We start from the raw sequence: 24,174 nt of genomic DNA, 5'->3' as shown, positions 1-24,174 counted from the left end.
CCACCAGCAGCCAGCACGTAAATGGGCTACTCCTCTACCAGATTCCCAGCACGTGCTGCATTCCCAAACCCATGCACGCAATGCCAATCCAGCAGCAAAAGCCCAATACGATGGGCTTGCCGCCTTTTTTGACCAGCTCGACGATATCGGTATTAAAGCCAATAGCCGCCATGGCCATCACGATAAAGAACTTCGACAGCTCCTTGATGGGCGCCGTAACGGACGCGGGAAGCTGAAACACTGTGGTGACCACACTCGCCAGCACAAAGAACAGCACAAACATGGGAAACGCGCGCTTAAGGGAAAACGTGCTTTTGGCGTCGCCGCCGGCCTTGCGCGCCAGATGCATCTGCCAGCATGCGAGGACCAACGTGATGGGAATAATGGCCAGCGTCCTGGTGAGCTTGACTACCGTAGCGCTCTCGAGCACATTAGCGCCGGGATGCATACTGTCCCAGGCGCTCGCCGCAGCCGTTACAGACGAGGTGTCGTTGATAGCGGTACCGGCAAACAGGCCAAAGCCCTCGTTGGTCAGCCCAAGCATGCCTCCAAGCGTTGGAAACACGAGTGCCGCGATAACGTTAAACAGGAAGATGACCGAAATAGCCTGGGCAATCTCGCGATCGTCGGCATCGATGACGGGCGCGGTCGCGGCGATGGCGGAACCGCCGCAAATCGACGAACCCACACCCACAAGCGTCGCGATCTTGCCCGGCACGTTCATAACGCGGCAGAGCACAAAGGCGATGACAAGCGAGGTCAAGATCGTAGCCACGATAATCGGCAACGACTGGGCGCCTTTGGACAGAATCTGCGAGAGGTTCATGCCGAAGCCAAGCAGGATAACCGCGTACTGCAAGACTTTTTTAGACGTATAGGCGACGCCGGCGGCGAGCTGTTCGCGACGATTCTTGGGAAAGACAAGCGCCAGAACCATGCCAAAGAGGATGGCAAATACCGGCCCACCGACCACCTCAATCTGTTTGCCGAGCAACGATGCAGGGATGGCGATGATCAGGCAGAACAAGACACCCTTCCAGCGCTCGCGTACGATATTTACCAGTTGCATATGGGATTCCTTCTTTCTATTTCACGTTTGCGACGGCTTATGATACGACAACATCGAGCACAGCCATGCGCAAAAACAGACTAAGATGCCGCAATAGTTCTCGGGCAACAACCGAATTACCCAGCGCGGAGAGCTGATTCGCGGCATAATTAACAACTGACATATGAGTGTGATAGAACAGTTGCGAGGCACTATGGAAGAATCGATGCACGTCGGCGAGCAGGAAACGAGCCTACAGGACCAGTCCTACCACACCATTCGACGCAAAATAGTCTACCTGGACTACAAGCCGGGCGAAAAGCTGGGCGTCAAGCAGCTTTGTGACGACCTAGATATGGGGCGCACCCCTGTGCGCGAGGCACTGGTGCGTCTGGCGCAAGAGGGCCTAGTGCGCACCGTGCCCCAAAGCGGCACCTATGTCTCGCCCATCAACCTCACCCTTGCCGAGAGTGCCTGCTACATTCGCGAACACCTGGAAAAGCAGGTGATTGTGGAGTGCTGCGCCCGTGCCACCTCGGTAGGCATCGAGCAGCTCGACCGAGCCATCGCGCTGCAGGAAAAAGCCATGGCCGAAGAGGACCGCATCGGCTTCTTTTTAAGCGACAACCTCATGCACCGCATGATCTTTAGCATTGCGTGCCGCAGCACCGTGTGGTCGTGGCTCGAGGCGACCAATGCCGACCTGGAGCGCTTCCGCTGGCTGCGCGCCGCTACGCAGGCGCTCGACAATCAGGAGATTGTTAACGAGCACAAGCAAATCCGCCGCGCCATCGCCGGTCGCGATCCTATCGAGGCAAGCTTTTTGGTCAGCAAGCACCTGCATATGATGTTCCGCAACCAGACCGAGGTCCTGGACCAATATCCCGAGTACTTCGAGACCAGCAGGCTCCGCTAACCTGCCAAAAAGGGACAGGTTTATTTTGGCAGGTTTTATCTGGGCAGATGCAACAAGGCCCAGCTCCGCCGCAACGGAGCCGGGCCTTAGTTGTTAGGACGTAGGAACTCGATTACTCTACTGTGACACTCTTGGCCAGGTTGCGGGGCTGGTCAACGTCGCAACCGCGCAGGATGGCAACCTCGCGGGCGAGCAGCTGCAGCGGAACGCTCGCCGTGATGGGGCTGAATACGTCGCGGACGGCCGGCACGCGAATGACGCAGTCGGCGATCTTGTTGATTTCCTCGTCGCCCTCGGTAGCAACGACGATGACCTTGGCGCCGCGCGCCTTGCACTCCATGAGGTTCGACACCGTCTTGTCGTATGTTGCGCTTTTGGTTGCAACCGCGATAACGGGGAAACCCGGGTCGATCAGCGCGATAGGGCCGTGCTTCATCTCGCCGGCAGCATATGCCTCGGCATGCAGGTAGCTGACTTCCTTGAGCTTGAGCGCGCCCTCGTAGGAAATGGCGGCGCCCATGCCGCGACCCACGAACAGTGCAGACTGCGCGTCCTTGCAGACAAGCGCGGCCTCGTGCACGGCCTCGGTCTGCGTATCCAGGATCCACTGGATCTGCTCGGCCGTATCGGAAAGCTCGCGGAACAGCATGCGCGCCTGCTTGGTGGTCAGACGGTACTTAACCTGCGCCAGCAGCAGGGCCAAAAGCGTAAGGCTCACGACCTGACCGATGAAGCTCTTGGTCGAGGCAACTGCAATCTCCTTGTTGGCCTTGGTGTAGATAACGCCGTCGCTCTCGCGCGCCACCGGGCTGCCCAGCACGTTGGTGATGCCAAAGACCTTGGCGCCCTTGATGCGTGCATCGCGAATGGCTGCAAGGGTGTCGGCCGTCTCGCCCGACTGGGACACGGCCACGACAAGCGTCGTCGGCGTGATGATGGGGTTGCGATAGCGGAACTCGCTTGCCGCCTCGACCTCGGTAGGAATACGAGCCCAACCCTCAATAAGGTTCTTGGCGATAAGTCCGGCATGGTAGCTGGTGCCGCAGGCAATCACATACACGCGGTCGATATCGTTGAGCTCCTCGAGCGAAAGGCCCAGCTCGTCGATATCGAGCTCACCGGCGGGGGTCATGCGGCCCACCAGGGTATCACGCACGACGCGAGGCTGCTCATGGATCTCCTTAAGCATAAAGTCGGGATAACCGCCCTTTTCGGCCATATCCAGGTCCCAGTCGATATGGGTAAGCTTGGGCTCAATCACGTTGCCAGCCTCGTCGGTATACTCGACGCCTGCGGGCGTAAGCTTGGCAAACTGACCGTCTTCGAGCACCACGACATCGCGGGTGGCATCGATAAGCGCGATCACGTCGGAGGCAACGTAGGAGCCGGTCTCGCCGACACCGACCACAATCGGGGAGTCCTTGCGGGCCACGGCGATCACGCCGGGCTCATCGGCAGAAACGGCGGCCAAACCATAGGCGCCCACCACGTGGGTGCAGGCCTCGCGCACAGAAGCCATCAGGTCGTGTGTCTCGGCATAGGCCTCTTCGATCAAGTGCGCAAAGACCTCGGTGTCGGTCTCGCTCTTAAAGTGATGGCCGCGGCCCTCCAGCTCCTCACGCAGCTCGGCGAAGTTCTCGATGATGCCGTTGTGGACGATGGCGATGCGACCGTCGCAGCTGGTGTGGGGATGGGCGTTGACAACGGAGGGCTTGCCGTGGGTAGCCCAGCGGGTGTGGCCGATGCCGCAGGTGGCGTCGCTGTCGACATTGGTAAGTTCGCTCTCCAGGCCCGCGACCTTGCCCACGCGGCGAATGACGTCGAGGTGAGCCGCCGTGCCCTCGCCCACCTCGAGTGCGACGCCCGAGGAGTCATAGCCGCGATATTCCATACGCTTAAGGCCCGTGACAAGGATGTTCTTTGCAATATCAGAGCCGGTGTAGCCGACAATTCCGCACATAGGATAAATCCCTTCGCTCGCGTGACTGCAAAACGTCCACGCACAAGGGGCGCTGAGACGTATAACGTTCGAGTATTGTACTCACGCAAGCGCAAGCTGATATACCAGAAGTGGTATCTCAACTTAGATACCACCCGATGCACACACGTTCAGCCGGTCCAAACCACCACAAAGGTGCCTGTCCCCTTCGTGGTGGTCGCGTTGGCAATAGCGTTTCCCCAGATAAAACCTGCCAAAATAAACCTGTCCCTAATTGGCAGGTTTTGACACCCTAGGGACGGGCGATGCTACAATCTGGCTTGTACTTGAAACGCATCAAAGGGGCCGCTATGGCAAAGGTAAAAATCAGCGACGTCGCGCGCGAGGCAGGGGTCTCGCTGGGCACGGTTTCCAACGCGCTCAACCATCCCGAAAAGCTGCGCCCCGAGACCCTCAAACTCATCAACGAGACCATCAATCGCCTTGGCTACCTGCCCAACCAAAGCGCCCGCCAGCTCGCAGGAGGCACCACCAAGTCCTTTGGCCTGGTCCTCCCCCGTCTCGACCACGGCTTCTCGCTCCAAATTGCCAGCGGCGCCCATAACGAGGCCCGCAAGCACGGTTACGACCTGCTCATCGCCAACGCCGATAACGACGATATTCTCGAAGACCATTACCTGCGCTACTTTATGGGCACACAGATGTCCGGCGTCATGGTTCAGCCCATGGCATCCCCCGATTGGCACCCCGCCATGACCAAGATGCCCGTGCCGATTGTCCACCTGGACATCCACTGTTCCGAGCCCGGTTACTACGTGGCCGCCGATAACGAGGCACAGGGGCGCATTATCGCCGAGCTCGCCATTGCCCGCGGCGCACGCCATATCACCGTTGTGGGCAGAGCAGCATTTATGCAGCTCACCCTGCGCGTGCTTGGCATTCACAAGGTCCTCGCCCTTCATCCCGACATCAAAATTGAGGTCATTGACGCCGGAGAATGGAATACCGCTGCCGACGGTTACGGCATCGGCGCCCAGATTGCCGAGCGCTCTGCTGACGAGCGTCCGGATTTTGTCATCGGCCTAACCGACGTATTGGCCTCGGGTGTTATCTCAGCGTTGATCGACAAAGGCATCTCCGTCCCCAAGCAAGTTCGCGTGGCCGGCTGCGACGGTAACCCGCTTGCATGGAGCGGGTCGGTCCCTCTCACCACAGTGGCGCCGCCGGGTTACGAAATTGGCCGCAAGGGCGTGCAGCTGCTCGTGGAGCAAATCGAGAACAAGGCGCCGACAAAAACCAAACGCGTCCGTATCGGCTCCGCCGCACGCACCGTCACCGAGGTCACAGCCGCCGAGGACATCAACCGTCAGGAACTCGTGCGGCCGTTCCTCTTAGAGCGCGCCAGTACCCAGGCAAGCAGCCAAGCCGAAGCCACCGCCATCAACCTCGGCGCGTATCTATAGCACGTCGGCCAATATGACAAACGCCGCTTAAGCAAAAGAGGCCCGGCCATTGCCGGACCCCTTATGCTTAAGCGTAAATGTGGGCAATTGCCCGTTTCAACGCCGCGGCTGTCTAGCGCACGGCCTTGACCGCCGCCGTAAGGTCGAACAGCGTATCGAGCACGGCCTCGCAGCCGTCCACCACATTCTGCGGCAGCGGCACAATGTCGGGGACGGCAAAGACATGGCAGCCGGCCGTGATGCCCGAGACGCAGCCGTTGCGCGAATCCTCGACCACGGCACATTCCTCGGGAGCAAAGCCCGCGCGCTCGCAGGCAAGCAGATACATCTCGGGGTCGGGCTTGCCGTGCACGACGTCCTCGCCGCAGGTCACCGTCTCAAACTTGTCAAAAAGGCCGACCATCTTAAGGTTGCGCTCGGCCGTAGCGAGGCGCGACGACGTCGCTAGACCCACGTGATAGCCCGCAGCCAGCAGCTCGTCGAGGCACTCGGCGGCACCAGCCTTAAGCTCCAAATCGGTCTTGACCATCTCGTCGCGAATCTCCTTGTGGCGAACATAGATCGCCTCGGTGGTTTCATGGCTGCCGTAATGCTTATCAAGGATGTCCATGACATCGGGCAGAGTGCGGCCGATAAACTGATGGATCAGCGCATCATCAATCGCGACCCCCAGCTCGGCAGCGCCCGCCTTCCATGCCTTGATGCCCAAACGCTCGGTATCGACCAGCGTTCCGTCCATGTCAAAAATTACAGTCTTGATCATATCGGTCCCCTCACCGGATTGCATTACGGCCACTCTAGCGCACTTTACAAACTTGTATATAACGTATATAGCATATTGCACTATCGTTACATAGGCAGAAGTCATATGACGAGCAGTCCGATAGGATTATAGTTTTCGACCGAGTACTCAATGGTAAGGATTGTTTTATGCTTTCAGACACTACCGCACCTGCAAAGGAGCTTCAGGACAAACTCGCGGCGCTCGAACAGCTGCTTTTGGCATACGGACGCGTCGCCATCGGCTTTTCCGGTGGCGTCGACAGCAGCTTTTTGGCCGCGGTCTGCGCCCGCATCATGCCTGCCAGCACGCTTCTCGTTCACCTCACCACGCCGCTCATCGGCACGCCCGAACAGACCTCGTTTGAGCGATCCGTTGACAGGCAAACCAATGAGGGACCGCATTTTAAGCTCCCCGTGCTCAATCTTTCGGTCGATCAGCTGCAGCTCCCCCAAGTAGCCTGCAACGACGCCAACCGTTGCTACCACTGCAAGCACGCCGGCTTTACCGCCATCGTCAACCACGCTAAGTCGCTCGGCTTTCCCACCGTCATCGATGGCAGCAATGCAAGCGATCGCGGTGACTACCGTCCCGGCATGCGCGCTGCCAAAGAGCTCGGCGTACGCTCCCCTCTTATGGAGGTCGGCTTTACCAAGGACGAAGAGCGCGAGCTGCTGCGCGCATGGGGCTATCCCGTTTGGAGCCTGCCGGCGGGAGCCTGTCTTGCCACGCGCGTCCCCACAGGCGAGGAGCTTACGCACGAGAAGGTCGATTTAATCCGCGCCTGCGAGGACTACCTGCACGATCTTGGTCTGGCGCAGGTACGCGCGCGCTTGGTCGGCGGCTGCATGCATATCGAGGCCGCTCCCGCAGATGTCGCCAAGATTGCCGCTCTCGGCGGTGCTACCGTCAATGCCGAGGGCAAGACCCCGCTGCCCGCCGCCATCGAGTCCGCGCTGCGCGAGCTGGGCTGCGACCATATCTCCCCTGAGGTCACCCCCTACATCCACGGCAACATGAACCAGTAACCTACCAAAAAGGGACAGGTTTATTTTGGCAGGTTTTATCTGGGGAAACGCCGAATAGCCCCACATTCACAACCGCCGCAGCTCCATATGAGGCAAATGAATCCGTAGCGTTTGTCCCAAATCTTAAGTATTTGTTCGATAGAACGGCCCTCGGCGGCTCCTGCTAGACTGGTAGACTCCCAACCGTCCGTCCAGGAGTCACCATGTCGCGCAAGTCCGCCTACAAGCAAGCACTTTCTATCGGCACCGCTGTGGTGCTGGGGTTTGCGCTGTTTACGGGATCGCTCGACGGGGCGCCCAGACTGCTCTCGCCGCAAAGTGATGAACAGGCGGTAGCCCTGGCCGAGAAGCAAGACGAGAGTCCCAGCCGCACCGACGACGAGGCAGACCTGGTTGCCCGACTCGAATCGGGAACGGCAAACTCCACAGACTCCCAAAACAGCCCGAACTCTGGCGACAAGCCACATTCCGCCGCAACCGGCACCGGTGACGACACTTCCACAGATAGCCCCGCCACCCCCATCGACGAGGTCGAAAACCCCAATCTCGACCGCGCCCGCGGCGTATACCTCAGCAGCATTCCCGACTACGCGGGTAACCCCTATGTTGCCCTGCGAGCCGACAGCACGCACCCGTTGGGCACACCATCATTCACGCTCGATGAATACGAGCGCGCTACAGAAGAAGGTTGCTTTAAGAAGTTCTCCAAGCTCGACAGCCTGGGCCGCACCCGCAAAGCGCTCGCTTGCGTGGGCCCCGAATCGCTCGGTCAAGGCGAGCGCGGCGATATCTCGCGTATCCATCCCGCCGGATGGCGCCAGCAGCGCTACGACTTTATTCCGGGCCAGAGCCTCTACAACCGCTGTCACCTCATCGCCTGGTCGCTCTGCGGCGAAAACGCCAACCGCAAGAATCTCCTCACCGGCACGCGTTATCTCAACGAAACGGGCATGCTGCCATTTGAGGAGCAGATTCTCGGCTACATCCGCGAGACGGGCAACCATGTGCTTTACCGTGTCACGCCTATGTACGACGAAGAGGAACTCGTCTGCCGTGGCGTGCGTCTTGAGGCGCAATCGGTCGAGGACCACGGCAAGACCCTGTGCTTCCACGTGTACTGCTACAACCTGCAGCCGCATGTGCAGATCGACTACGCTACCGGCCGCAATCAGGCCTCGGGAGACTAGGGCCGGCCAAGCTGCCCCAAAACTTAAAATGAACCGTTTTCCTCCATCCCCCAGGGATCAAAAAGGGCCGCCCTGGATTGGCCAGAGCGGCCCTTGCATCGGCATGTATGTTACAGGCAACGCCCAACGCTACTTGGCACGGCCCTCCTCATAGCGCTCGACCAGCTTGGCCTGAACGTCATAAGGCACCTGCTCATAGCCCGCAGGCTTCATGGTAAAGTCGCCCGTGCCGCGCGTGATGGAGCGCAGACGCGTCGAGTAATCCGTCAGCTCGGCGAGAGGCGCCTGAGCGATGACCACGGTGTCTCCGCGCTCATCGGTCTCCATACCCGTCACGCGACCGCGCGAGGCCGAGATGTCGCCCATCACGGCGCCGGCGTAGCTCTCGGGAATAGTCACCGTGATTTCCTCGATGGGCTCCAGCACCACCGGGTCGGCGTCGGCGCATGCCTTGCGCAGGCCGATGCGAGCCGCCGCGCGGAACGCCATCTCGTTGGAGTCGACGCTGTGATACGAGCCGTCGTACACAGCCACGCGAATGCCCGTAAGCGGGTAGCCGGCAATGATGCCGTCCTTCATGGTCTCCTGAACGCCCTTGTCCACGGCGGGAATGAGCGAGCGCGGAATGCGGCCGCCTACGACCTCGTCCACAAACTCATAGCCGTCGCTCGTACCGTCGGGCCCAATGAGCGGCTCTACGCGCAGCCAGCAGTCACCATACTGTCCGGCGCCGCCAGTCTGCTTCTTGTGGCGGCCCTGGGCAGTTGCCGTGCGGCGAATGGTCTCGCGATACGGGATGCGAATCGGCACGCTCTTGGCCGCGACCTTGGTACGGTCCTCAAGACGATTGAGCAGGACCGAAACCTGCGCCTCGCCCACCGCCGAAATGATGGTCTGGCCGGTCTCCTCGTCGCGGTCGATGCTCATGGTCGGATCGGCCTTGCATGCCTTCTCGATAAACGTGTAGAGCTTCTCTTCGTCGCCGCGATTCTCGGCCTCGATGGCGATGCGGTACTGAGAGTTGGGGAACTTAAACGCCGCAGCCTCGACCTTGCCGGTAATCGAGAGCGTATCGCCCGTCTCGGCCGCCAGCTTGGGCGCCACGATGATATCGCCGGCATAGGCGTGACCGACCTCGGTCATGTCGCGGCCGCACATCACATACAGGTGAGCCAGACGATCGCTCTTGCGGGTGCGCGCGTTGATCAGCTCAAGGCCCGGCTCAAGCGTGCCCGTCAGCACCTTGATGAAGCTGATGCGACCCTGCTGAGGATCGGCCAGGGTCTTAAACACAAACGCCACCGGGCGGTCATCATCGCTCGAAATCTTGAGCGAATCACCGTCGATGAGCGGCATCTCGCCGTAGTCCGTCGGCGCCGGGAAGTACGTGGCGATGTCGTCCATCAGCGAGTTGACGCCCTGCTCCTTAATGCAATCGCCCGCAAAGACCGGCACAAAGATGCGCTCGGCGATCGCCTTCGACAGCAGGCCTTCAAGCTCCTCCTGCGTCAGCGTCTCCTCGCCTTCCAAGTACTTCATCATCAGTTCGTCGTCAGCCTCGGACACCAGCTCGCACAGATGGTCATGGGCCTCCTCGGCCTGGGCACGATACTCCTCGGGAATCTCCGACTCAACGGCTTCGGCGCCGTTGCAATGGCGCGCCTTCATGCGCACCAGGTCGATGATGCCGTCAAAGTCCTCGCCCTCGCCCCAGGGAAGGGTCACGGCGCCCAGGCGCGTGCCAAAGCGCTCCTGCAGCAGGTCCATCGTGGTCGCAAAGCTGGCCTCGGAGCGCGACAGGCGGTTTACGAACACCGCACGCGCCAGACGCAAGTCCTCGGCGGCATACCAGAGCTTAACCGTCGTAGGCTGCGGGCCGGCCTCGGCGTCGACCACAAACAGAGCCGTCTCGCAGACGCTCATCGCGGCAAAGGCGTCGCCGATAAAATCGGGGTAGCACGGGGCATCGAGCACATTGATGCGCGCACCCTTCCAGTCGATCGGCGCAATGGTCGTCGAGATGGAAAACGCACGCTTGACCTCTTCGGGGTCATAGTCGAGCGTGGGCTTGGTGCCGTCGTGGCCGCCCAGGCGGGCGGTCTTGCCGGAAAGGTGGAGCATGGCCTCGGCGAGTGAAGTCTTGCCCACCCCACCTTGGCCTACGAGCACCACGTTCCTTACATTACCGGTCTTGGGAGCACCCATGATGACCTCCTTGCAGGGCCGCGCGCAATGCGCGACGCCAACGGGGAGAGTTCGCGGTCGATGCCGTCCCGGGAGCAGCATGGTCGGCAGCCGATCCGGCTCACCCTCCAAATGTCCTATGCCACCACCCTACCCTCGCGGGCGACTGTCCATGCACACCTTTCGGCGCACGTATGAATACGGGCGGCGAGAGGAGGGGCAAACGCCTGAGGCGGTTATTAAGCCCCATCGGCGCAAATAAAAACCGCCGCAGGCCATAAGACCTGCAGCGGTTTCGCCTCAATGTCTACTTGAGCCTAGCCCTCGATACGGCTCAGGAACTCGCGCGTGCGCTGTTCGCGCGGATGGCCGATAACCTGCTCGGCAGGACCCTCCTCTACAATGCGACCGCCGTCCATAAAGACCACGCGATCAGCAACATCGCGCGCAAACTGCATCGCATGGGTCACAATCACCATCGTCATATTCTGCGCGGCAAGGTCTTTAATGACACGCAGCACCTCGGCCGTTAGCTCGGGATCGAGTGCCGAGGTCGGCTCATCGAAGAACAAGATCTCTGGATCGAGCGCCAAGGCGCGCGCAATACTCACACGTTGCTGCTGACCGCCCGAAAGCTCGCATGGCACCTTGTTCTCGTTGCCCGTAAGCCCCATCTGCGCGATCAACTCACGCGCACGTGCTTCGACCTGCTCGCGCGGGCGCTTGAGCACGCGGACCGGAGCGTCGGTAATGTTTTTCATCACGGTATAGTGCGGGAACAAATTGTAGTTCTGAAACACCAGGCCAAAGCGCGAGCGCGCCTGCTTGGGCACATCGCCTTTCGCATACACCGTGCCCGATCCCGCATCCGTCGCAACGGCTAGATCACCAAACGAAAGCGAGCCGCCGTCAAGCGTCTCGAGCAGCGTGGCGCAGCGCAACAGCGTTGACTTACCGCCGCCCGAAGGTCCGATAATCGCCACGACCTCGCCACGCTTTACCTCGAGCGAGATATCCTTGAGCACCTCATTGCCACCAAACGCCTTGCGCGCGCTCGTTATATTCATTACCGTTCCGGACACGGGAACCTCCATGTGTTGAAAAGCACGACGGAACAGGCTAGTCGTGGTAGTAGTCAAGTCGCTTTTCGGCGGCGCCCAGCAGCATCTCGACCACAAAGTTAAAGACCCAGTAGATCAGTGCCGCAATCGCAAACGGCACCATGCTCACTTGCGAGGCAACCAGTGCCTTGGCCGTCGAGAACATCTCCCCCACGCCGATGGCAAACGCCAGCGACGTGTCCTTGACCAGCGTGATGATTTCGTTGCCCATCGCCGGCAAAATGCGCTTGGCGACCTGCGGCATCACAATGTACAAAAACGTCTGCAGGCGTGAGTAACCCAGCACCTCGGCGGCCTCATATTGACCACGCGGGATAGACTGCAAACCCGAGCGATAGATCTCGGCAAAGTAGCCGGCATAGTTGATGATGAATGCCACGACGCACGCTGTCCACTTGGAATCGGGCGTGAGCGAAATACCAAAGACATAATACGGAGCAAAGTAGATGGCAAACATCTGCAGCATGAGCGGCGTACCGCGCATGACCGAAATGTAGATGCGCGCAATCCAACGCAGCGGCGCGATTCTGCTCATACGCATAAACGCCACGGGAATTCCCAAGGGAATCGAGCCCAACAGCGTGAGCACAAACAACTGCAAACTGACCAAGAAACCCTGGCCAAGCATCTGCATCATGACTTGAATAGACAACCCAAGCTCTCTTTCACAGCAACAGAACAGCAGGTGTTAATTGAAATAGGCACAGTGCCCAAGATTGCGAGCGACAAGCCCGACGAAGCGTACTTTGGTACGCGAGGAGGGTTGGAGCCGCAAGGTTGGGTGCTGTGGCTATTTCAAAACCCAGTTGTCGAAGGATAGACCGTAGCTCGCATACTTGTCGCACAGGTCCTTGACTGTACCGTCCTCATAGAGCGCCTTGAGCGACTCGGTCACGGCGTCGGCCGACTTGGTGTCGCCCTTTTTAAAGCCAACGGCGTAGTGCTCGCTGGACAGCGGCTTGTCAAGTTGCGTATAGGCATCGGGCTTGGCGGCAAGCTGATACTGGGCGATCGAAAGGTCGCAAGCCACCGCATCGACCGCGCCGCTCTCGAGCTGCATAAAAGCCGTGTTGTACTCGCCGATGGTATCGAGCGTGGCAAACGTCGCCGCCAGATCCTTCTGGTCACCCTCTAGCACATCCTGTGCGGCAGAATCGGTCTGGGTAATCACGGTCTTGCCGGCAAGGTCGTCCCAACTCTTGATGCCCGCATCCTTCTTGACCACCAGCACCTGCTCATTGAGCATGTACGGCTCGGAGAACGTGTAGTCGTCCTCGCGGCCCTCCATGGTAAAGCCGTTCCAGATGCAGTTGATGGCGCCCGAGTTGAGCAGCGTATCCTTGGCGTCCCAGTCGATGGCCTCGTACTTGACCTCCCAGCCCTGCTTATCGGCAACTGCCTTGGCCAAATCGAGATCAAAGCCGGTGTACTCGCCATCGTCGCCCACAAAGCCATACGGAGGATAGGACTTGTCAAAGCCCACCACGAGCTTCTTAGACTCCACAACGCCCTTGGCGTCCTTTGCCGCGGCAGAGCCGGCAGTGGAACCCTTGTCGGCACCACCGCCGCAGCCGACAAGACCAAGGCCAAGCACCGTGGCGAGCGAGCCGGCTAGACCAACAAACTGACGACGAGACATATCGGTATTCATGTTATTCCCCCTTGATGGCACTTTAGCTAAGTAAAGTGAGTCATGTAACGTTCAGAATCATACACTTTAGCGTGATAGAGCACAAGGCGAGTTTGCCCGCCGCGTGAGGGGTGTGGGGGTTAAGTTTCCTGCTCTACAGTCCTGCTCACGACGGAGAGCACAAGGTTGGTGCACCCGGAATGCCGGCAGCCGTCACGGTATTTAATTTGCTGCTCTGCAGTCCTGCTCACGACGGAGGCCACATTAAGCGGCCTCCTGTTCGTGCGGAACTCGCGACAAATTAAATACCGTGACGGCTGCCGGCATTCCGGGAGTCAACGTGCTCGGAACCTTAAATAGCCTCCTCTCCAAACGGGCACGTTGAATGCACGGTACAATTGCTTCGAACTTTTCTTTTATTTAATAGTGGGGTTAATTCATGGCAGAATCTCGTGCGGAGCGTAAGGCTCGTCGTGCTTTGATCGAGGCGGCTGAGGGGTCGGAAGAGAAAAAATCTTCTAAGAAATCCAAGTCGTCTCAGGACACGAAGGGTAAGTCGGCCAAGGGCAAGGCTAAGACCAAGCGTCCCAGCCCTCGTCGGAGCGAGGGTAAGGCACCTCAAGCTCGTTCCAAGCGCTCGCATAATGAGTCGTCCCGGTCCGCTCATAAGGCCGTTGATCCCAAGTCGCCCTGTTCCATCATGAAAGCTTGCGGTGGATGCACGGCGCTCAACAGGCCTTATAAGAAGCAGCTGGCGACCAAGCAGGCTGCTATGGATGAACTTTTTGCTGCTCTTTGCGAGCGTGAGGGCATAACCGTCGATCCCATTCGCGGTATGGACGTTACTCTGGGCGACCCGGGCAAATATCCTGCGCCGCGTGGTTTTCGCCATAAGGCCGCCACTCCCTTTGCCCCCGGCAAAGGGAGCGCTGTCCGCTGCGGCTTTTTTGAGCGCGGCACGCACAGAATCGTCGCTGTTCCCGAATGCCCCGTCGAGGCACCGGGAGCCCGTCAGATTCTTAACGGCATTGCGCGTGAGGCCGAGCGCCTGCACATTCCCGCCTTTAACGAGGACAAGCATCTGGGCCTGCTTCGCTATGCCGTCGTTCGCTGCGGCTGGCGCACCGACCAGATCATGATCACCCTCGTTACCGCCCAGCGCGACCTGCCGCATGCGCAGGAATTCTTTGAGGCCATCGCCGCACTCGATCCGCGTATCGTCACCGTCGCCCAAAACATCAACGGACGCCCTGGCAACGCCATCCTGGGTGAGGAAACCCACATCGTGTATGGCGCTGAATGCATGCGCGACCAGCTACTCGGCTGCGAGTTTGATATCTCCCCCACCGCGTTCTACCAGACCAACCCGCAGCAGACCGAGCTGCTCTACCAGCTCGCTATCGACGGTATGGATCTGCACCAGGGCGACGTTCTCATGGATGCCTACTGCGGCAGCGGCACCATCGGTCTTTGCGCAGCTAAAGAAGCTCAGAACAAGGGCATCGGCATCATGTTACTTGGCGTGGAGCGCAACCCGGCGGGCATTGCCGACGCACGCCGCAACGCCGAGCTCAACGGTCTTACCCGCAGCGCCTGGTTTATGGCCGACGATGCCACCGACTACATCCTAGATGCCGCCGACAACAACGAGCGCATCGACGTCCTTTCCATCGATCCGCCGCGTGCCGGCTCTACCCCCGAGTTCCTCGAAGCCGCCTGCGCGCTTAGACCTCGCCGCATCACCTATATCAGCTGCAACCCTGTGACCCAAGAGCGTGACCTGCACCAGCTCCTCGACGGTGGCTATCGCCTGCTCAAGATCACGCCCGTCGACATGTTCCCCCATACCGACCACACCGAAACTGTAGCGGTCCTCGAGCGCCGCTAATCCACCGGTACAAGAAGGGGGCGACCCGTCTGGGCCGCCCCCTTACTTGGTTTATGAACTCCGCTACATCCTCTTGCGCAGGTCACACACGCCGGCTGCCGCCATCTCGCGCAGTAGCGTCTCGCGATCGCGCGTCACGATCAAATCCAGCGGAAAGTGAATCTCGTCGAGCATCTTGCGCGCTTGATCGAGCTTACCAATTGCCATACCAATGTGCGCATCGGTCGAGACGCCAATCCCCACGCCCAGCTCGGCGCACCGCTCGGCAATCTTGCGGCACACGTCCCAATGCTCGGCATCCGCGCCATGCTCAAGACTGTGATTGTTGATCTCGATGATCTTGTGCTTAGCCTTAGCAGCAAGCAACACCTCGTCGATATCGAACGGCACGCCCGATCGACCCGTATGCCCCAGCATAAACACCTTGGGGTGCTCCAGAGCATTGATATACATCTCGGTCGTCTGGGCCAGCGTCGCGCCTTCAGCGAGCTGCGGATTATGCACGCTTGCAACCAAATAATCCAAATTACGCGTAACCCGATCGAACAGCGAATGCTGACGGCTGTACGAATCGCCGGCAATATCGAGCGTGACAGGAGTGTCCTCGCCAAACAGGCTTCCGTCCAGCGAAACGATATCGGCCTCGGCGCCACGCAGCACCAACACGCCGCTCCAAATGCGCGGCCATATATCCTGGTTGATAAAGAACTGGTAACTGCGCAGGTCATTGGGGCAAGCCGTAACCATAGAGCTCAGATGGTCGGCAGATCCAAGCACCTGCAGGCCACGCTCTGCCGCCCAGTACACATTCTCCTCAATGGTCGAATATGCATGCGCAGAGAACATCGTATGGGTATGAATGTCACAGGAAAGCAGGTAGGGCATCAGGTCTCCTTATCCGGTATGGCCGTCGCGTATATTCATTGTACGCATAGCCTTCGATAGTCGTAAAACCGCTCCATCCCAAAGACACAACGTCCATGACAACGGGGTCCGGTTTAACACCAAACCCCGTTTCACGTAAAACATTGTAGGCAGAGCGCTCTGCTTTTAACAATACTCGTCCGCCAGGTGTTTCCAAGCGGGTAGCGAATTGATAATCGTTTCGTAACTCACGCAATAACCCAAGCGGAACCAACCCGGCATGCCAAAGCTATCCGAAGGCACCGCGAGCAACTCGTACTTCTTTGCACGCTCGCAAAAAGCGTTTGCGTCGGGCTCGAGCGCCTTCACCCACAGATAGAAAGCGCCGTCCGGCTCAACGTAGGTGTAGCCGTACTCCGCCAATGCGTCGGTGAGCGCCGTTCGGTTGCGAGCATAGGCTTCGACATCACTCGGCTCATCGATGCAGTCGATAATCACGCGCTGGAAGAGCGCCGGTGCGCACACAAAACCCAGTGTACGGGCGGCACCGGCGACGGCCGGCATAAGGCGAGCAGCCTGAGGATTGGTGTTGGGAACCAAGATCCAACCCACACGCTCACCCGGCAGCGACAGCGACTTGGAATACGAATAGCACACGACGGTGTTATCGTAGATTGAGGGTACCCAGGGCACCTCGGCACCGTACACAATCTCGCGGTACGGCTCATCCGAGATGATCATAATCGGATTCTCGGGATCACGCTTGGCATTGATCTCGCGCAGAACATTGGCCAGTCGCGTCAGCGTGTCGCGCGTATATACGGCACCGGTCGGGTTGTTGGGCGAGTCGATAATGACGGCCGCCGTCTTATCAGTAATCGCCTTGAGCACGTTGCCCACACTCAGCTGGAACGTGTCTTCATCGGCGGGTGCCTCGACACACGTACAGCCGGCCTTCTCAATCCACACGCGATACTCCGGAAAGTACGGGGCGATAACAATGACCTCGTCACCGGGATTGGTAACAGCGTTGAGCGTGCAGGTGAGCGAAGCCGCCGCACCCACGGTCATAAAGACATCTTTACCCTCATAGCTCGTGCCAAAACGACGGTTGAGCGACTCGGCCACAGCGACACGACATTGCGGCAGGCCTGGTGCGGGCGTGTATCCGTGCAGTTGGTCGCTCGGCAGCTCCAAGGCCTTTTTGATGGACTCCGCCACGGCAGCGGGCGCCGGAACACTCGGGTTGCCCAGCGAAAAATCGAATACGTTCTCCGCACCGATCTGTGCCTTGCGTTCAAGTCCATAGCTAAAGATCTCGCGGATGATAGAGCTTTCCGCGCCGCGAGCAAACATGGTTTCGTTGATCATCTGTTCCCCTTTCGCATAGGCGGTATTGTACGCTTTAGTCAAGCAAAGTACCGCAGCAATGTTAATTGGGGACAGACTTAAATGCGTGAAAACGCTCATTTAAGTCTGTCCCCAATCAACAGATGGCCCCATATCGCTCAAAAGAAAAAGCCTCCGCAGGTTTTCCCCGCGGAGGCTCTCACGACAAAGACTACTCGTCGGCCTCGGTGTCGCCATCGGCCTTTTTTGTGTCTGCAGCCTCGACATCGTCAGCGCTATCGGATGCGACTTCGGCATCCTCCTGCATGGCCGCCTGCGCAAAAGCTGCGGCATCAGCTGCCAGCTCCTCCTCGCTCATACGAGGCGTGCGCTTTTTGGTCGGCACGCCGGCCGCCTTGGCATTGCGCTCCTCCTTGGCTGCCAGAATGTCGCCCTCGCGCTCAAGGTAGGCATCCCAATCGTTGTCGAGCAGGGCGTTCACGGCGTCGCCTTCGACGGTCTCGCGCTCAAGCAGCACCTTCGCCATCAGATCGAGCTGATCGCGACGGGCATCCAAAATCTCAACAGCACGGCGATGGGCCTCACGCATGATGCGCTGAACCTCGATATCGATGCGGCGCGCCGTCTCCTCGGAGTAATCCTGGTGATCGGCATAATCGCGACCAAGGAACACCTGATGCTGTGCCTCGCCAAACACTTGCGTGCCCAGCTCCTCGCTCATGCCCAAACGCGTAACCATCTCGCGCGCCATCTTGGTCGCGCGCTCCAGATCGTTGCTCGCGCCCGATGTAATGTCATCGCACATGAGCTCCTCGGCAACGCGACCGCCCAAGAACACGGCAAGCTCGTCAAGCATCTCGTTCTTGGTCTTGAGGAAGTGATCCTCCTGCGGAAGCTGCAGCGTATAGCCCAAAGCCTGACCGCGGCTGACAATCGAAATCTTGTGAACCGGATCGGAGTGCTCCAGGATGTGACCCACCAGAGCATGACCGCTCTCGTGGTAGGCAATCGTGGTGCGCTCGGCTTCGGTCATCACGCGCCCCTTGCGCTGCGGTCCTGCAATCACGCGCTCCATCGATTCTTCGACCTCGTCCATCGAGATCACGGAGCGATGACGGCGAGCGGCAAGCAGCGCGGACTCGTTGAGCAGGTTTGCCAGATCGGCACCGGTAAAGCCAACGGTCATCTGGGCGAGCTTCTCAAACTTAACGTCCTCATCCATTGGCTTGTTCTCGGCATGCACGCGCAAGATCTGCTCGCGCCCCTTCACATCCGGGCGGTCGACCGTAACCTGGCGGTCAAAACGACCGGGGCGCAGCAATGCCGGATCCAGAATATCGGGGCGGTTGGTCGCGGCGATCAGGATGACCGATTCGCTTTCCTCAAAACCGTCCATTTCGACCAGCAGCTGGTTGAGCGTCTGCTCGCGCTCGTCGTGACCGCCGCCCAGACCGGCTCCGCGCTGACGTCCCACGGCATCAATCTCGTCAATGAAGATGATCGACGGAGCCTGAGACTTGGCCTCCTTAAAGAGGTCGCGCACGCGGCTGGCGCCGACGCCCACGAACATCTCGACAAAGTCAGAGCCCGAGATGCTAAAGAACGGGACACCGGCCTCTCCGGCAACGGCCTTGGCCAGTAGCGTCTTACCGGTACCCGGAGGGCCCACCAGCAAAACGCCGCGCGGGATCTTGGCACCCAGCTTGCGATAACGGTCCGGATCGCTCAAGAAATCGCGAATCTCTTCGAGCTCCTCAACAGCCTCGTCCACGCCGGCAACGTCTTCGAACTTGACCTTGGGACGCGTAGCCTCGTTGGTCTTGGCGTTGGTCTTGCCAAACTGCATGTTCCTATTATTAGCGCCCATCATCTGGCGCATAAAGTAGAACATGATGGCGATCAGGGCAATCGTCGGCAGTACGCTCATCGCCAAGTCGCCCCAAAAATCGGGGTCGTTGGTGTTGACGATGTACCTAGTGTCGGGATGCTCCGCCATGAGCTCGGCAAGCGAATCGGAGCCGACATAGGTCGAGGAAAAGCTCTTGAGCTCACTCGTGTCGCCCTTGTCCTTTTTCGCCTTCCAGTAATGACCCGTCACGCTTCCGTCCTGAACCGTATAGGTCAGATCTTCGACGCGATCCTGCTTGATGGCGCTCACCATCTCGCTCGTCGCGAGCTTAACGGTATTGCTGGAGCTGGCAAAGCCGGAGCCCATATTAAAGAAGGCGTAGCCCAGAAGTGCGCAAGCCAAAAGAAAATACAGCCAGCCCGTACGTGTGGGTTTCTTGCCTCCGGGCATCCCCGGAATCTTAGGGTCCCGGGGTGTCTGGGAATTGTAGTCGTTACGGTCGTCGGGCATCTTACGAATAAACCTCCGGTTTCAAAATGCCCAGATACGGAAGGTTACGATAGCGCTCGGCATAGTCGAGGCCGTAGCCCACCACAAAGGCATCGGGGCAATGGGTTCCAACATACTTGGGTGTAATGGCCGAGATGCGGTCCTCAACGTCCTTCCACAGGAAGGCGGCGACCTCCAGAGAAGCGGGCTTGCGGCTCTCAAGGTTCTTCATCAGATACTTGAGCGTCAGGCCCGAGTCCAGAATGTCCTCAACGATCAGCACGTCACGACCGCGGATATCGATATCAAGGTCTTTAATGATACGCACGATGCCCGAGGACTTCACACCGTCGCCATAGCTCGAAACGGCCATGAAATCGATATTGGTCGGCAGCTCGATCTTGCGCATCAGGTCGCCCATAAAGACCACAGCGCCGCGCAAGACCGCAATCAGCACCAGATCCTTACCCGCGTAGTCGCGCGTAATCTCCTCGCCCAGGCGAGAGACGATACCGTCGATATCCTCCTGCGTAAACAGAACCTTCTCGATATCCGGATGTTGAGAAGCCATGACAACCCTTTCTTGTGCTTAATCGCCCACACACCGCCGTATGGACGCGAACTACACATTCTAGCAGCGCACAGGGTATATTTTCCAGCCCGTGCACCATCAGCGCGGGAATACCGTCAACGCCGCACAGAAAAACTGGTGCGAGGGGCTAATCCGCGTCAACCACGCGAAGCAGATAGGCCACACGCGTCGCCGCCGTGCACTTAAAGCGTTCGTCCGCGCGAACTCCGGCGACCCACACCACGACACCCCCCGGTGCCGTCCTTACCATGGGCACGCCGGTGCGCTCGGAAACGGGAATACGAGCCTCGCACAACAAGTCGGATACCTTCTTGCTTCGGCCACTCATGCCTAACGGGCACATCACGTCTCCCGGTGCGGGACCGTCCACCCACAGGCGCGCCAATCGCCCCTCGGCAGGAACCTCGCCGCGCGTGCCCGCCAAGATCCGCTCGCTATCGCTGTTGGCAAAACCCAGGGCAGCCGCGTCCACCAAAGCTGCCACTTCCCCAGCAGCCGCAAACTCACGGGCGCGGCGCACGATATCGCATCCCGGCTCAACGGCTATCGCTTCTGTGACCAGCATACGTCCCCCGCCCAACGACATACGGCCGGGTATGGTAATCCAGTCCGCAACCAAGCCCTCACGAGCCGCCGGCGCCTTAAACGCCAGCATGCCAAACTCAACACGTGCGTCAATCCCCGCCGGAAGCGTAACCGAACCCGCACCCTCGGTAACACAGGAGAGGACTCGCTCCACATGGCGCATCTCTGGGCGAGCGTCCGGATCGATGCGTTTAATCGCCAGTCGCACGATGCGCCGCGCGATTACCACCTCGGCCGCAGCAAGGCGTCTGGCATCGAGCACCAGCGCGCCCGCTGCCTCTTTGCGCAGGCAGCTTCGAAACGCCTGTGCCGACAACTGGGATAGAAACGCATCCTCATCACCCAAGATCTCACAGGCGGCACCAATCGTCTTGCACACGCTCGCATTACGCTGCGCCAGCACTGGCATTACCCGGTGGCGAACGTAGTTTCGCAGATACGAGATATCTTCGTTGGTCTCGTCCTCGCGCCACGGCTGACCATGCACCTGCAGATAGCCCACAAGCTCGCCATGAGTTAGGTCGAGCAAGGGGCGTACCACAATGTTCCTTCGGCGGGGAATGCTCGAGAGCCCAGCAGGGCCCGACCCCTTAATGGCGTTCATCAAAAATGTTTCCGCGCGGTCTGAAGAGGTATGGGCAGTACAGATGCGCGCCGCCGTTCTCGGCGCCCCCATCTTGGCACAAAGCTCGCGAACATACCTTCGCGCCGCGGCATAACGCATCTCGCGCGCAGCCGCCTCGATATTGCCCGACTCCCCATCAAAATAGGCGTGCTCCACGCACAGCGGCAAGCCATATTGTGCGCAGAGCTCGCGCACAAAGGCCTCGTCGCCGTCGGACGCCTTGCCTCGCAGGTGATGGTTTACATGAAGCACATGTAGGCGCTCGCGAGCAATGGGGGCAACGCCGCGTCCATCTTGGATATCCAGCTTTGATGTGCACGCCATAAGAAGCAGTGCCGTCGAGTCCGCACCGCCTGATACCATGAGCACCACAGGAGCAGCCTGCTGCCTCGTCCGGGTCTCATCGACTGCCCCGGGTACGGCATGGTGTCCGTAATGCTGTGATACCGTTGGCATTCGCTTCCTCCTCTATTCGTCAGCACTCATTGTATCCTTTGGAATCTTATGTCTCGCCTGCACCTTCATATCCTCGGCAGCGGCTCTAAAGGCAACTGCGCACTCATCGAGGGCCCGCAGGGGCTCATTATGGTCGATGACGGACTGTCCCGCCGCGAAACGCTCAAACGCATGGCTGAGCTCGGCCTTTCGGCAGACGACGTGTCCGCCCTTGTTGTCACCCATGAGCACAGCGACCACATTAAGGGGCTTGAGGTGTGGTGTAAACATTGGAACGGACCGGTCTTTTCCAGCAGGGGCACGCTCGCATCAAAGGAAAGCCTCGCACATCTGTCTGTTGAGGAATTCGACCCAGGTGACGCCCTCTCTATTGCCGGGGTCCACATTCAAACGTATTCGACATCGCACGACGTTGTCAATCCTGTCGGCTACCGTTTTGATGCCCAGGGTGATTCGGTTGGCTTTGCCACCGACACCGGCGAGTTGTCGAAGCATGCCATCGATACGCTCAGGGGCTGTCGCATTCTCGCGCTCGAAAGCAACCACGATGTAGCCATGCTGCGTCAAGGAGACTATCCTCGCTTTCTTCAGGAGCGCATCCTGTCTGCAAAAGGGCATCTCTCCAACGATCAGGCCGCCGATGCCGCACGCGCGCTGGTAACCGATCGCACCGAGCAGCTTATCGCGATGCACATTAGCCAAGACAACAATCGCCCAAGCCTTACCGTCAAAAGCTACGCAAGCTCACTTGGGGCAACACTCGACAATGAGCTTGGTAGCACCGCCACCCGCGTTGAGGGGCCACATAAACTCACAATACGTCCCGCCGGGCAATATCGGCCCATGACCATTCAGTAGGCTGTCTCAAATATTCAGTAGGCTGTCTCAAATAGAAAAGGGGGCCGGGAATCGCTTCCCAGCCCCCTTAGCTCAGGCACCGATGTTAATGGCCGATAACGTTAGTCGATGAAAATCTTCGTAACGTTCTTCTTTTCGACAATCTTAGGAACCGTAACGGTAAGGATGCCGTCAGCATACTTTGCAGAAAGGCCCTCGCTCGAAGCATCCTTCAGGTACACACCGCGCGTCGCACTGTAAGAGCAAAACTCCTTCTGCAGGTAGTTCTTGTCCTTGTTCTCTTCGCTCTCCTCAACATTCACACTAATGGAAAGACGACCCTCATTGAGCTCAACGTCGATGTCGTCCTTTGCAACGCCGGTCAAATAGGCCTTAACCTCGTAACCGTCGCCCTTGTCCTCAACATCAACGGGAAACGCCTTGGAGGCGATCGAGTTGTTTGCCAGTTCGGTCATATCATCAAACAGATCGAACAACGAGCTAGCAGAGGGACGAACACCAAAAACCGAACGATAAGGAACCATGCTTGCCATGACTACCACTCCTTTAAGGGACTGCCGAGCCATCTTCTAGGTGGCAGGGACTTCTTTTGACGCTTTAATATATGCCCATCCATTTCTTATATATACATTTTGATATAAAGTTTTTTAAGTCTCTATCTATAAGCATATCTAAGTCTGTGTGACTAAGGTTTAAGGAGGTCAAGGTTCTTTGAACCGTGCCTTAAATACCAAATGTGCCCTAGCTAAACAAACCTGAGGCTTACAATGAGCGTATACACAATATTAATGACAACCTAAGGGCATCATGGACGATCAAGCCTCCGACAATTCGTATGATCAGATGCAGAACGATAAATCAACCTATCCGCAGACCATACGCTACCATCGTCCCCATATTTCCCAAGAGCCTATTGACGATACAGAGCCTGAATATGTAACTCGCAATCGTTATCAAACCCTTGAAGAATCTCAATCAGGTCGCAAACACATGGGCGTCGCACCGAGCGAATCGGCGTATCTCAAAGATGCCCCCTTATCCAAAAACAGCGCATACAACCAGGAGCAGACCCGAACACCCGCTAAGCAACAACGAAGAGAGCCTCGCCCTAAGCAGACCCTAACGCATTCTGCCCGCTATTTAGAGACGCCGAAGCAAGGAAAATCGATATTTATATCGTCTAGCAGACGACGCAAACAGCACCGGCTCCAAATCGCGCTCCTGATCATTGCCATCGCGGCAATCGCGCTGGTCATTCGTTTTATTTTCTTCAAATAGAAAAGACAATTAAGCCGCAGAGGCTTTAGGTTTACAACGCCCA

Annotated in this window: 20 protein-coding genes; 7 read left to right on the top strand and 13 right to left on the bottom strand. The window is 58.6% G+C overall.

Features of this window, described 5'->3' with window-relative positions:
• Positions 1-34: 34 nt before the first annotated feature.
• The gene (locus ACQRAQ_RS06845) at positions 35-1,069 is read right to left on the bottom strand and encodes a YeiH family protein (RefSeq protein WP_427794359.1); all 1,035 of its coding nucleotides are present in this window, start codon (positions 1,067-1,069) and stop codon (positions 35-37) included.
• A 193-nt stretch (positions 1,070-1,262) separates the two neighbouring features.
• Here ACQRAQ_RS06845 and ACQRAQ_RS06840 point away from each other — a divergent pair, with 193 nt between their 5' ends.
• Entirely contained in the window at positions 1,263-1,964 is a 702-nt protein-coding gene (locus ACQRAQ_RS06840) for a GntR family transcriptional regulator (protein ID WP_427794358.1), read from the top strand.
• Between the two features lie 112 nt (positions 1,965-2,076).
• On the opposite strand, the gene glmS is transcribed toward ACQRAQ_RS06840, so the two are convergent.
• Positions 2,077-3,924 carry a glutamine--fructose-6-phosphate transaminase (isomerizing) gene (gene glmS / locus ACQRAQ_RS06835; protein ID WP_427794357.1) on the bottom strand — a complete coding sequence of 616 codons (1,848 nt, stop codon included), beginning with the start codon at positions 3,922-3,924 and terminating at the stop codon, positions 2,077-2,079.
• 329 nt (positions 3,925-4,253) lie between these two features.
• Between glmS and ACQRAQ_RS06830 the strand changes: the two genes are divergently transcribed.
• Positions 4,254-5,366 (top strand): LacI family DNA-binding transcriptional regulator, encoded by a 1,113-nt coding sequence (locus ACQRAQ_RS06830; RefSeq protein WP_427794356.1) that lies wholly within the window; start codon positions 4,254-4,256, stop codon positions 5,364-5,366.
• Positions 5,367-5,478: 112 nt separating this feature from the next.
• Here the strand turns inward: ACQRAQ_RS06830 and ACQRAQ_RS06825 are convergent, their stop codons facing one another.
• Positions 5,479-6,129: an HAD family hydrolase gene (locus ACQRAQ_RS06825; protein ID WP_427794355.1), complete on the bottom strand. Its 651-nt coding sequence runs from the start codon at positions 6,127-6,129 to the stop codon at positions 5,479-5,481.
• A gap of 167 nt (positions 6,130-6,296) precedes the next feature.
• Here ACQRAQ_RS06825 and ACQRAQ_RS06820 point away from each other — a divergent pair, with 167 nt between their 5' ends.
• On the top strand, positions 6,297-7,175 hold the full coding sequence (locus tag ACQRAQ_RS06820; protein WP_427794354.1) for a hypothetical protein: 879 nt from the start codon (positions 6,297-6,299) through the stop codon (positions 7,173-7,175).
• A 203-nt stretch (positions 7,176-7,378) separates the two neighbouring features.
• Positions 7,379-8,362 carry a DNA/RNA non-specific endonuclease gene (locus ACQRAQ_RS06815; protein ID WP_427794353.1) on the top strand — a complete coding sequence of 328 codons (984 nt, stop codon included), beginning with the start codon at positions 7,379-7,381 and terminating at the stop codon, positions 8,360-8,362.
• 129 nt (positions 8,363-8,491) lie between these two features.
• Here ACQRAQ_RS06815 and ACQRAQ_RS06810 read toward each other — a convergent pair whose 3' ends face one another.
• From ACQRAQ_RS06810 to ACQRAQ_RS06795, 4 genes are all read right to left on the bottom strand, one after another.
• Entirely contained in the window at positions 8,492-10,567 is a 2,076-nt protein-coding gene (locus tag ACQRAQ_RS06810) for an elongation factor G (protein WP_154517778.1), read from the bottom strand.
• 296 nt (positions 10,568-10,863) lie between these two features.
• Positions 10,864-11,613, bottom strand: coding sequence for an amino acid ABC transporter ATP-binding protein (locus ACQRAQ_RS06805; RefSeq protein ID WP_427794352.1), 750 nt, complete (start codon positions 11,611-11,613; stop codon positions 10,864-10,866).
• Positions 11,614-11,665: 52 nt separating this feature from the next.
• Positions 11,666-12,319, bottom strand: coding sequence for an amino acid ABC transporter permease (locus ACQRAQ_RS06800; protein ID WP_154517772.1), 654 nt, complete (start codon positions 12,317-12,319; stop codon positions 11,666-11,668).
• Positions 12,320-12,457: 138 nt separating this feature from the next.
• Positions 12,458-13,318, bottom strand: a complete 861-nt coding sequence (locus ACQRAQ_RS06795; protein ID WP_427719754.1) for a transporter substrate-binding domain-containing protein — start codon at positions 13,316-13,318, stop codon at positions 12,458-12,460.
• A 418-nt stretch (positions 13,319-13,736) separates the two neighbouring features.
• On the opposite strand from ACQRAQ_RS06795, the gene rlmD reads away from it, so the two are divergent.
• Entirely contained in the window at positions 13,737-15,185 is a 1,449-nt protein-coding gene (rlmD, locus tag ACQRAQ_RS06790) for a 23S rRNA (uracil(1939)-C(5))-methyltransferase RlmD (RefSeq protein WP_427794351.1), read from the top strand.
• A gap of 63 nt (positions 15,186-15,248) precedes the next feature.
• Here rlmD and ACQRAQ_RS06785 read toward each other — a convergent pair whose 3' ends face one another.
• From ACQRAQ_RS06785 to tilS, 5 genes are all read right to left on the bottom strand, one after another.
• Complete coding sequence (locus tag ACQRAQ_RS06785) at positions 15,249-16,070, bottom strand: phosphatase (RefSeq protein ID WP_427719756.1); 822 nt, start codon at positions 16,068-16,070, stop codon at positions 15,249-15,251.
• 165 nt (positions 16,071-16,235) lie between these two features.
• Positions 16,236-17,420 carry a pyridoxal phosphate-dependent aminotransferase gene (locus ACQRAQ_RS06780; RefSeq protein ID WP_427794350.1) on the bottom strand — a complete coding sequence of 395 codons (1,185 nt, stop codon included), beginning with the start codon at positions 17,418-17,420 and terminating at the stop codon, positions 16,236-16,238.
• A 190-nt stretch (positions 17,421-17,610) separates the two neighbouring features.
• Positions 17,611-19,758, bottom strand: a complete 2,148-nt coding sequence (gene ftsH, locus ACQRAQ_RS06775) for an ATP-dependent zinc metalloprotease FtsH (protein ID WP_427794349.1) — start codon at positions 19,756-19,758, stop codon at positions 17,611-17,613.
• Position 19,759: 1 nt separating this feature from the next.
• Positions 19,760-20,308: a hypoxanthine phosphoribosyltransferase gene (hpt, locus tag ACQRAQ_RS06770; protein ID WP_154517754.1), complete on the bottom strand. Its 549-nt coding sequence runs from the start codon at positions 20,306-20,308 to the stop codon at positions 19,760-19,762.
• A 148-nt stretch (positions 20,309-20,456) separates the two neighbouring features.
• Positions 20,457-21,995: a tRNA lysidine(34) synthetase TilS gene (gene tilS, locus ACQRAQ_RS06765; protein ID WP_427794348.1), complete on the bottom strand. Its 1,539-nt coding sequence runs from the start codon at positions 21,993-21,995 to the stop codon at positions 20,457-20,459.
• Between the two features lie 48 nt (positions 21,996-22,043).
• Here tilS and ACQRAQ_RS06760 point away from each other — a divergent pair, with 48 nt between their 5' ends.
• Entirely contained in the window at positions 22,044-22,853 is an 810-nt protein-coding gene (locus tag ACQRAQ_RS06760) for an MBL fold metallo-hydrolase (protein ID WP_427794347.1), read from the top strand.
• Positions 22,854-22,954: 101 nt separating this feature from the next.
• Here the strand turns inward: ACQRAQ_RS06760 and ACQRAQ_RS06755 are convergent, their stop codons facing one another.
• Positions 22,955-23,386: an Hsp20 family protein gene (locus tag ACQRAQ_RS06755; protein WP_427794346.1), complete on the bottom strand. Its 432-nt coding sequence runs from the start codon at positions 23,384-23,386 to the stop codon at positions 22,955-22,957.
• A 274-nt stretch (positions 23,387-23,660) separates the two neighbouring features.
• On the opposite strand from ACQRAQ_RS06755, the gene ACQRAQ_RS06750 reads away from it, so the two are divergent.
• Entirely contained in the window at positions 23,661-24,131 is a 471-nt protein-coding gene (locus ACQRAQ_RS06750; protein ID WP_427794345.1) for a hypothetical protein, read from the top strand.
• The last annotated feature ends 43 nt before the right edge of the window (positions 24,132-24,174 follow it).

The organism is Collinsella sp. SGI.178 (assembly GCF_050313495.1).
Classification (GTDB): Bacteria; Actinomycetota; Coriobacteriia; order Coriobacteriales; family Coriobacteriaceae; genus Collinsella.
Note: the sequence above shows the minus strand (reverse complement) of the source record. Positions and strands in the feature narration are given on the sequence as shown.

Coding starts and splice junctions, on each gene's coding strand:
- ftsH (WP_427794349.1), bottom strand. CDS start 19,758: ATGCCCGACGACCGTAACGACTACAATTCCCAGACACCCCGGGACCCT.
- ACQRAQ_RS06840 (WP_427794358.1), top strand. CDS start 1,263: ATGGAAGAATCGATGCACGTCGGCGAGCAGGAAACGAGCCTACAGGAC.
- rlmD (WP_427794351.1), top strand. CDS start 13,737: ATGGCAGAATCTCGTGCGGAGCGTAAGGCTCGTCGTGCTTTGATCGAG.
- ACQRAQ_RS06830 (WP_427794356.1), top strand. CDS start 4,254: ATGGCAAAGGTAAAAATCAGCGACGTCGCGCGCGAGGCAGGGGTCTCG.
- ACQRAQ_RS06820 (WP_427794354.1), top strand. CDS start 6,297: ATGCTTTCAGACACTACCGCACCTGCAAAGGAGCTTCAGGACAAACTC.
- ACQRAQ_RS06810 (WP_154517778.1), bottom strand. CDS start 10,567: ATGGGTGCTCCCAAGACCGGTAATGTAAGGAACGTGGTGCTCGTAGGC.
- ACQRAQ_RS06805 (WP_427794352.1), bottom strand. CDS start 11,613: ATGAATATAACGAGCGCGCGCAAGGCGTTTGGTGGCAATGAGGTGCTC.
- glmS (WP_427794357.1), bottom strand. CDS start 3,924: ATGTGCGGAATTGTCGGCTACACCGGCTCTGATATTGCAAAGAACATC.
- ACQRAQ_RS06825 (WP_427794355.1), bottom strand. CDS start 6,129: ATGATCAAGACTGTAATTTTTGACATGGACGGAACGCTGGTCGATACC.
- ACQRAQ_RS06795 (WP_427719754.1), bottom strand. CDS start 13,318: ATGAATACCGATATGTCTCGTCGTCAGTTTGTTGGTCTAGCCGGCTCG.
- ACQRAQ_RS06780 (WP_427794350.1), bottom strand. CDS start 17,420: ATGATCAACGAAACCATGTTTGCTCGCGGCGCGGAAAGCTCTATCATC.
- hpt (WP_154517754.1), bottom strand. CDS start 20,308: ATGGCTTCTCAACATCCGGATATCGAGAAGGTTCTGTTTACGCAGGAG.
- ACQRAQ_RS06760 (WP_427794347.1), top strand. CDS start 22,044: ATGTCTCGCCTGCACCTTCATATCCTCGGCAGCGGCTCTAAAGGCAAC.
- ACQRAQ_RS06750 (WP_427794345.1), top strand. CDS start 23,661: ATGGACGATCAAGCCTCCGACAATTCGTATGATCAGATGCAGAACGAT.
- ACQRAQ_RS06755 (WP_427794346.1), bottom strand. CDS start 23,386: ATGGCAAGCATGGTTCCTTATCGTTCGGTTTTTGGTGTTCGTCCCTCT.
- ACQRAQ_RS06815 (WP_427794353.1), top strand. CDS start 7,379: ATGTCGCGCAAGTCCGCCTACAAGCAAGCACTTTCTATCGGCACCGCT.
- ACQRAQ_RS06785 (WP_427719756.1), bottom strand. CDS start 16,070: ATGCCCTACCTGCTTTCCTGTGACATTCATACCCATACGATGTTCTCT.
- tilS (WP_427794348.1), bottom strand. CDS start 21,995: ATGCCAACGGTATCACAGCATTACGGACACCATGCCGTACCCGGGGCA.
- ACQRAQ_RS06845 (WP_427794359.1), bottom strand. CDS start 1,069: ATGCAACTGGTAAATATCGTACGCGAGCGCTGGAAGGGTGTCTTGTTC.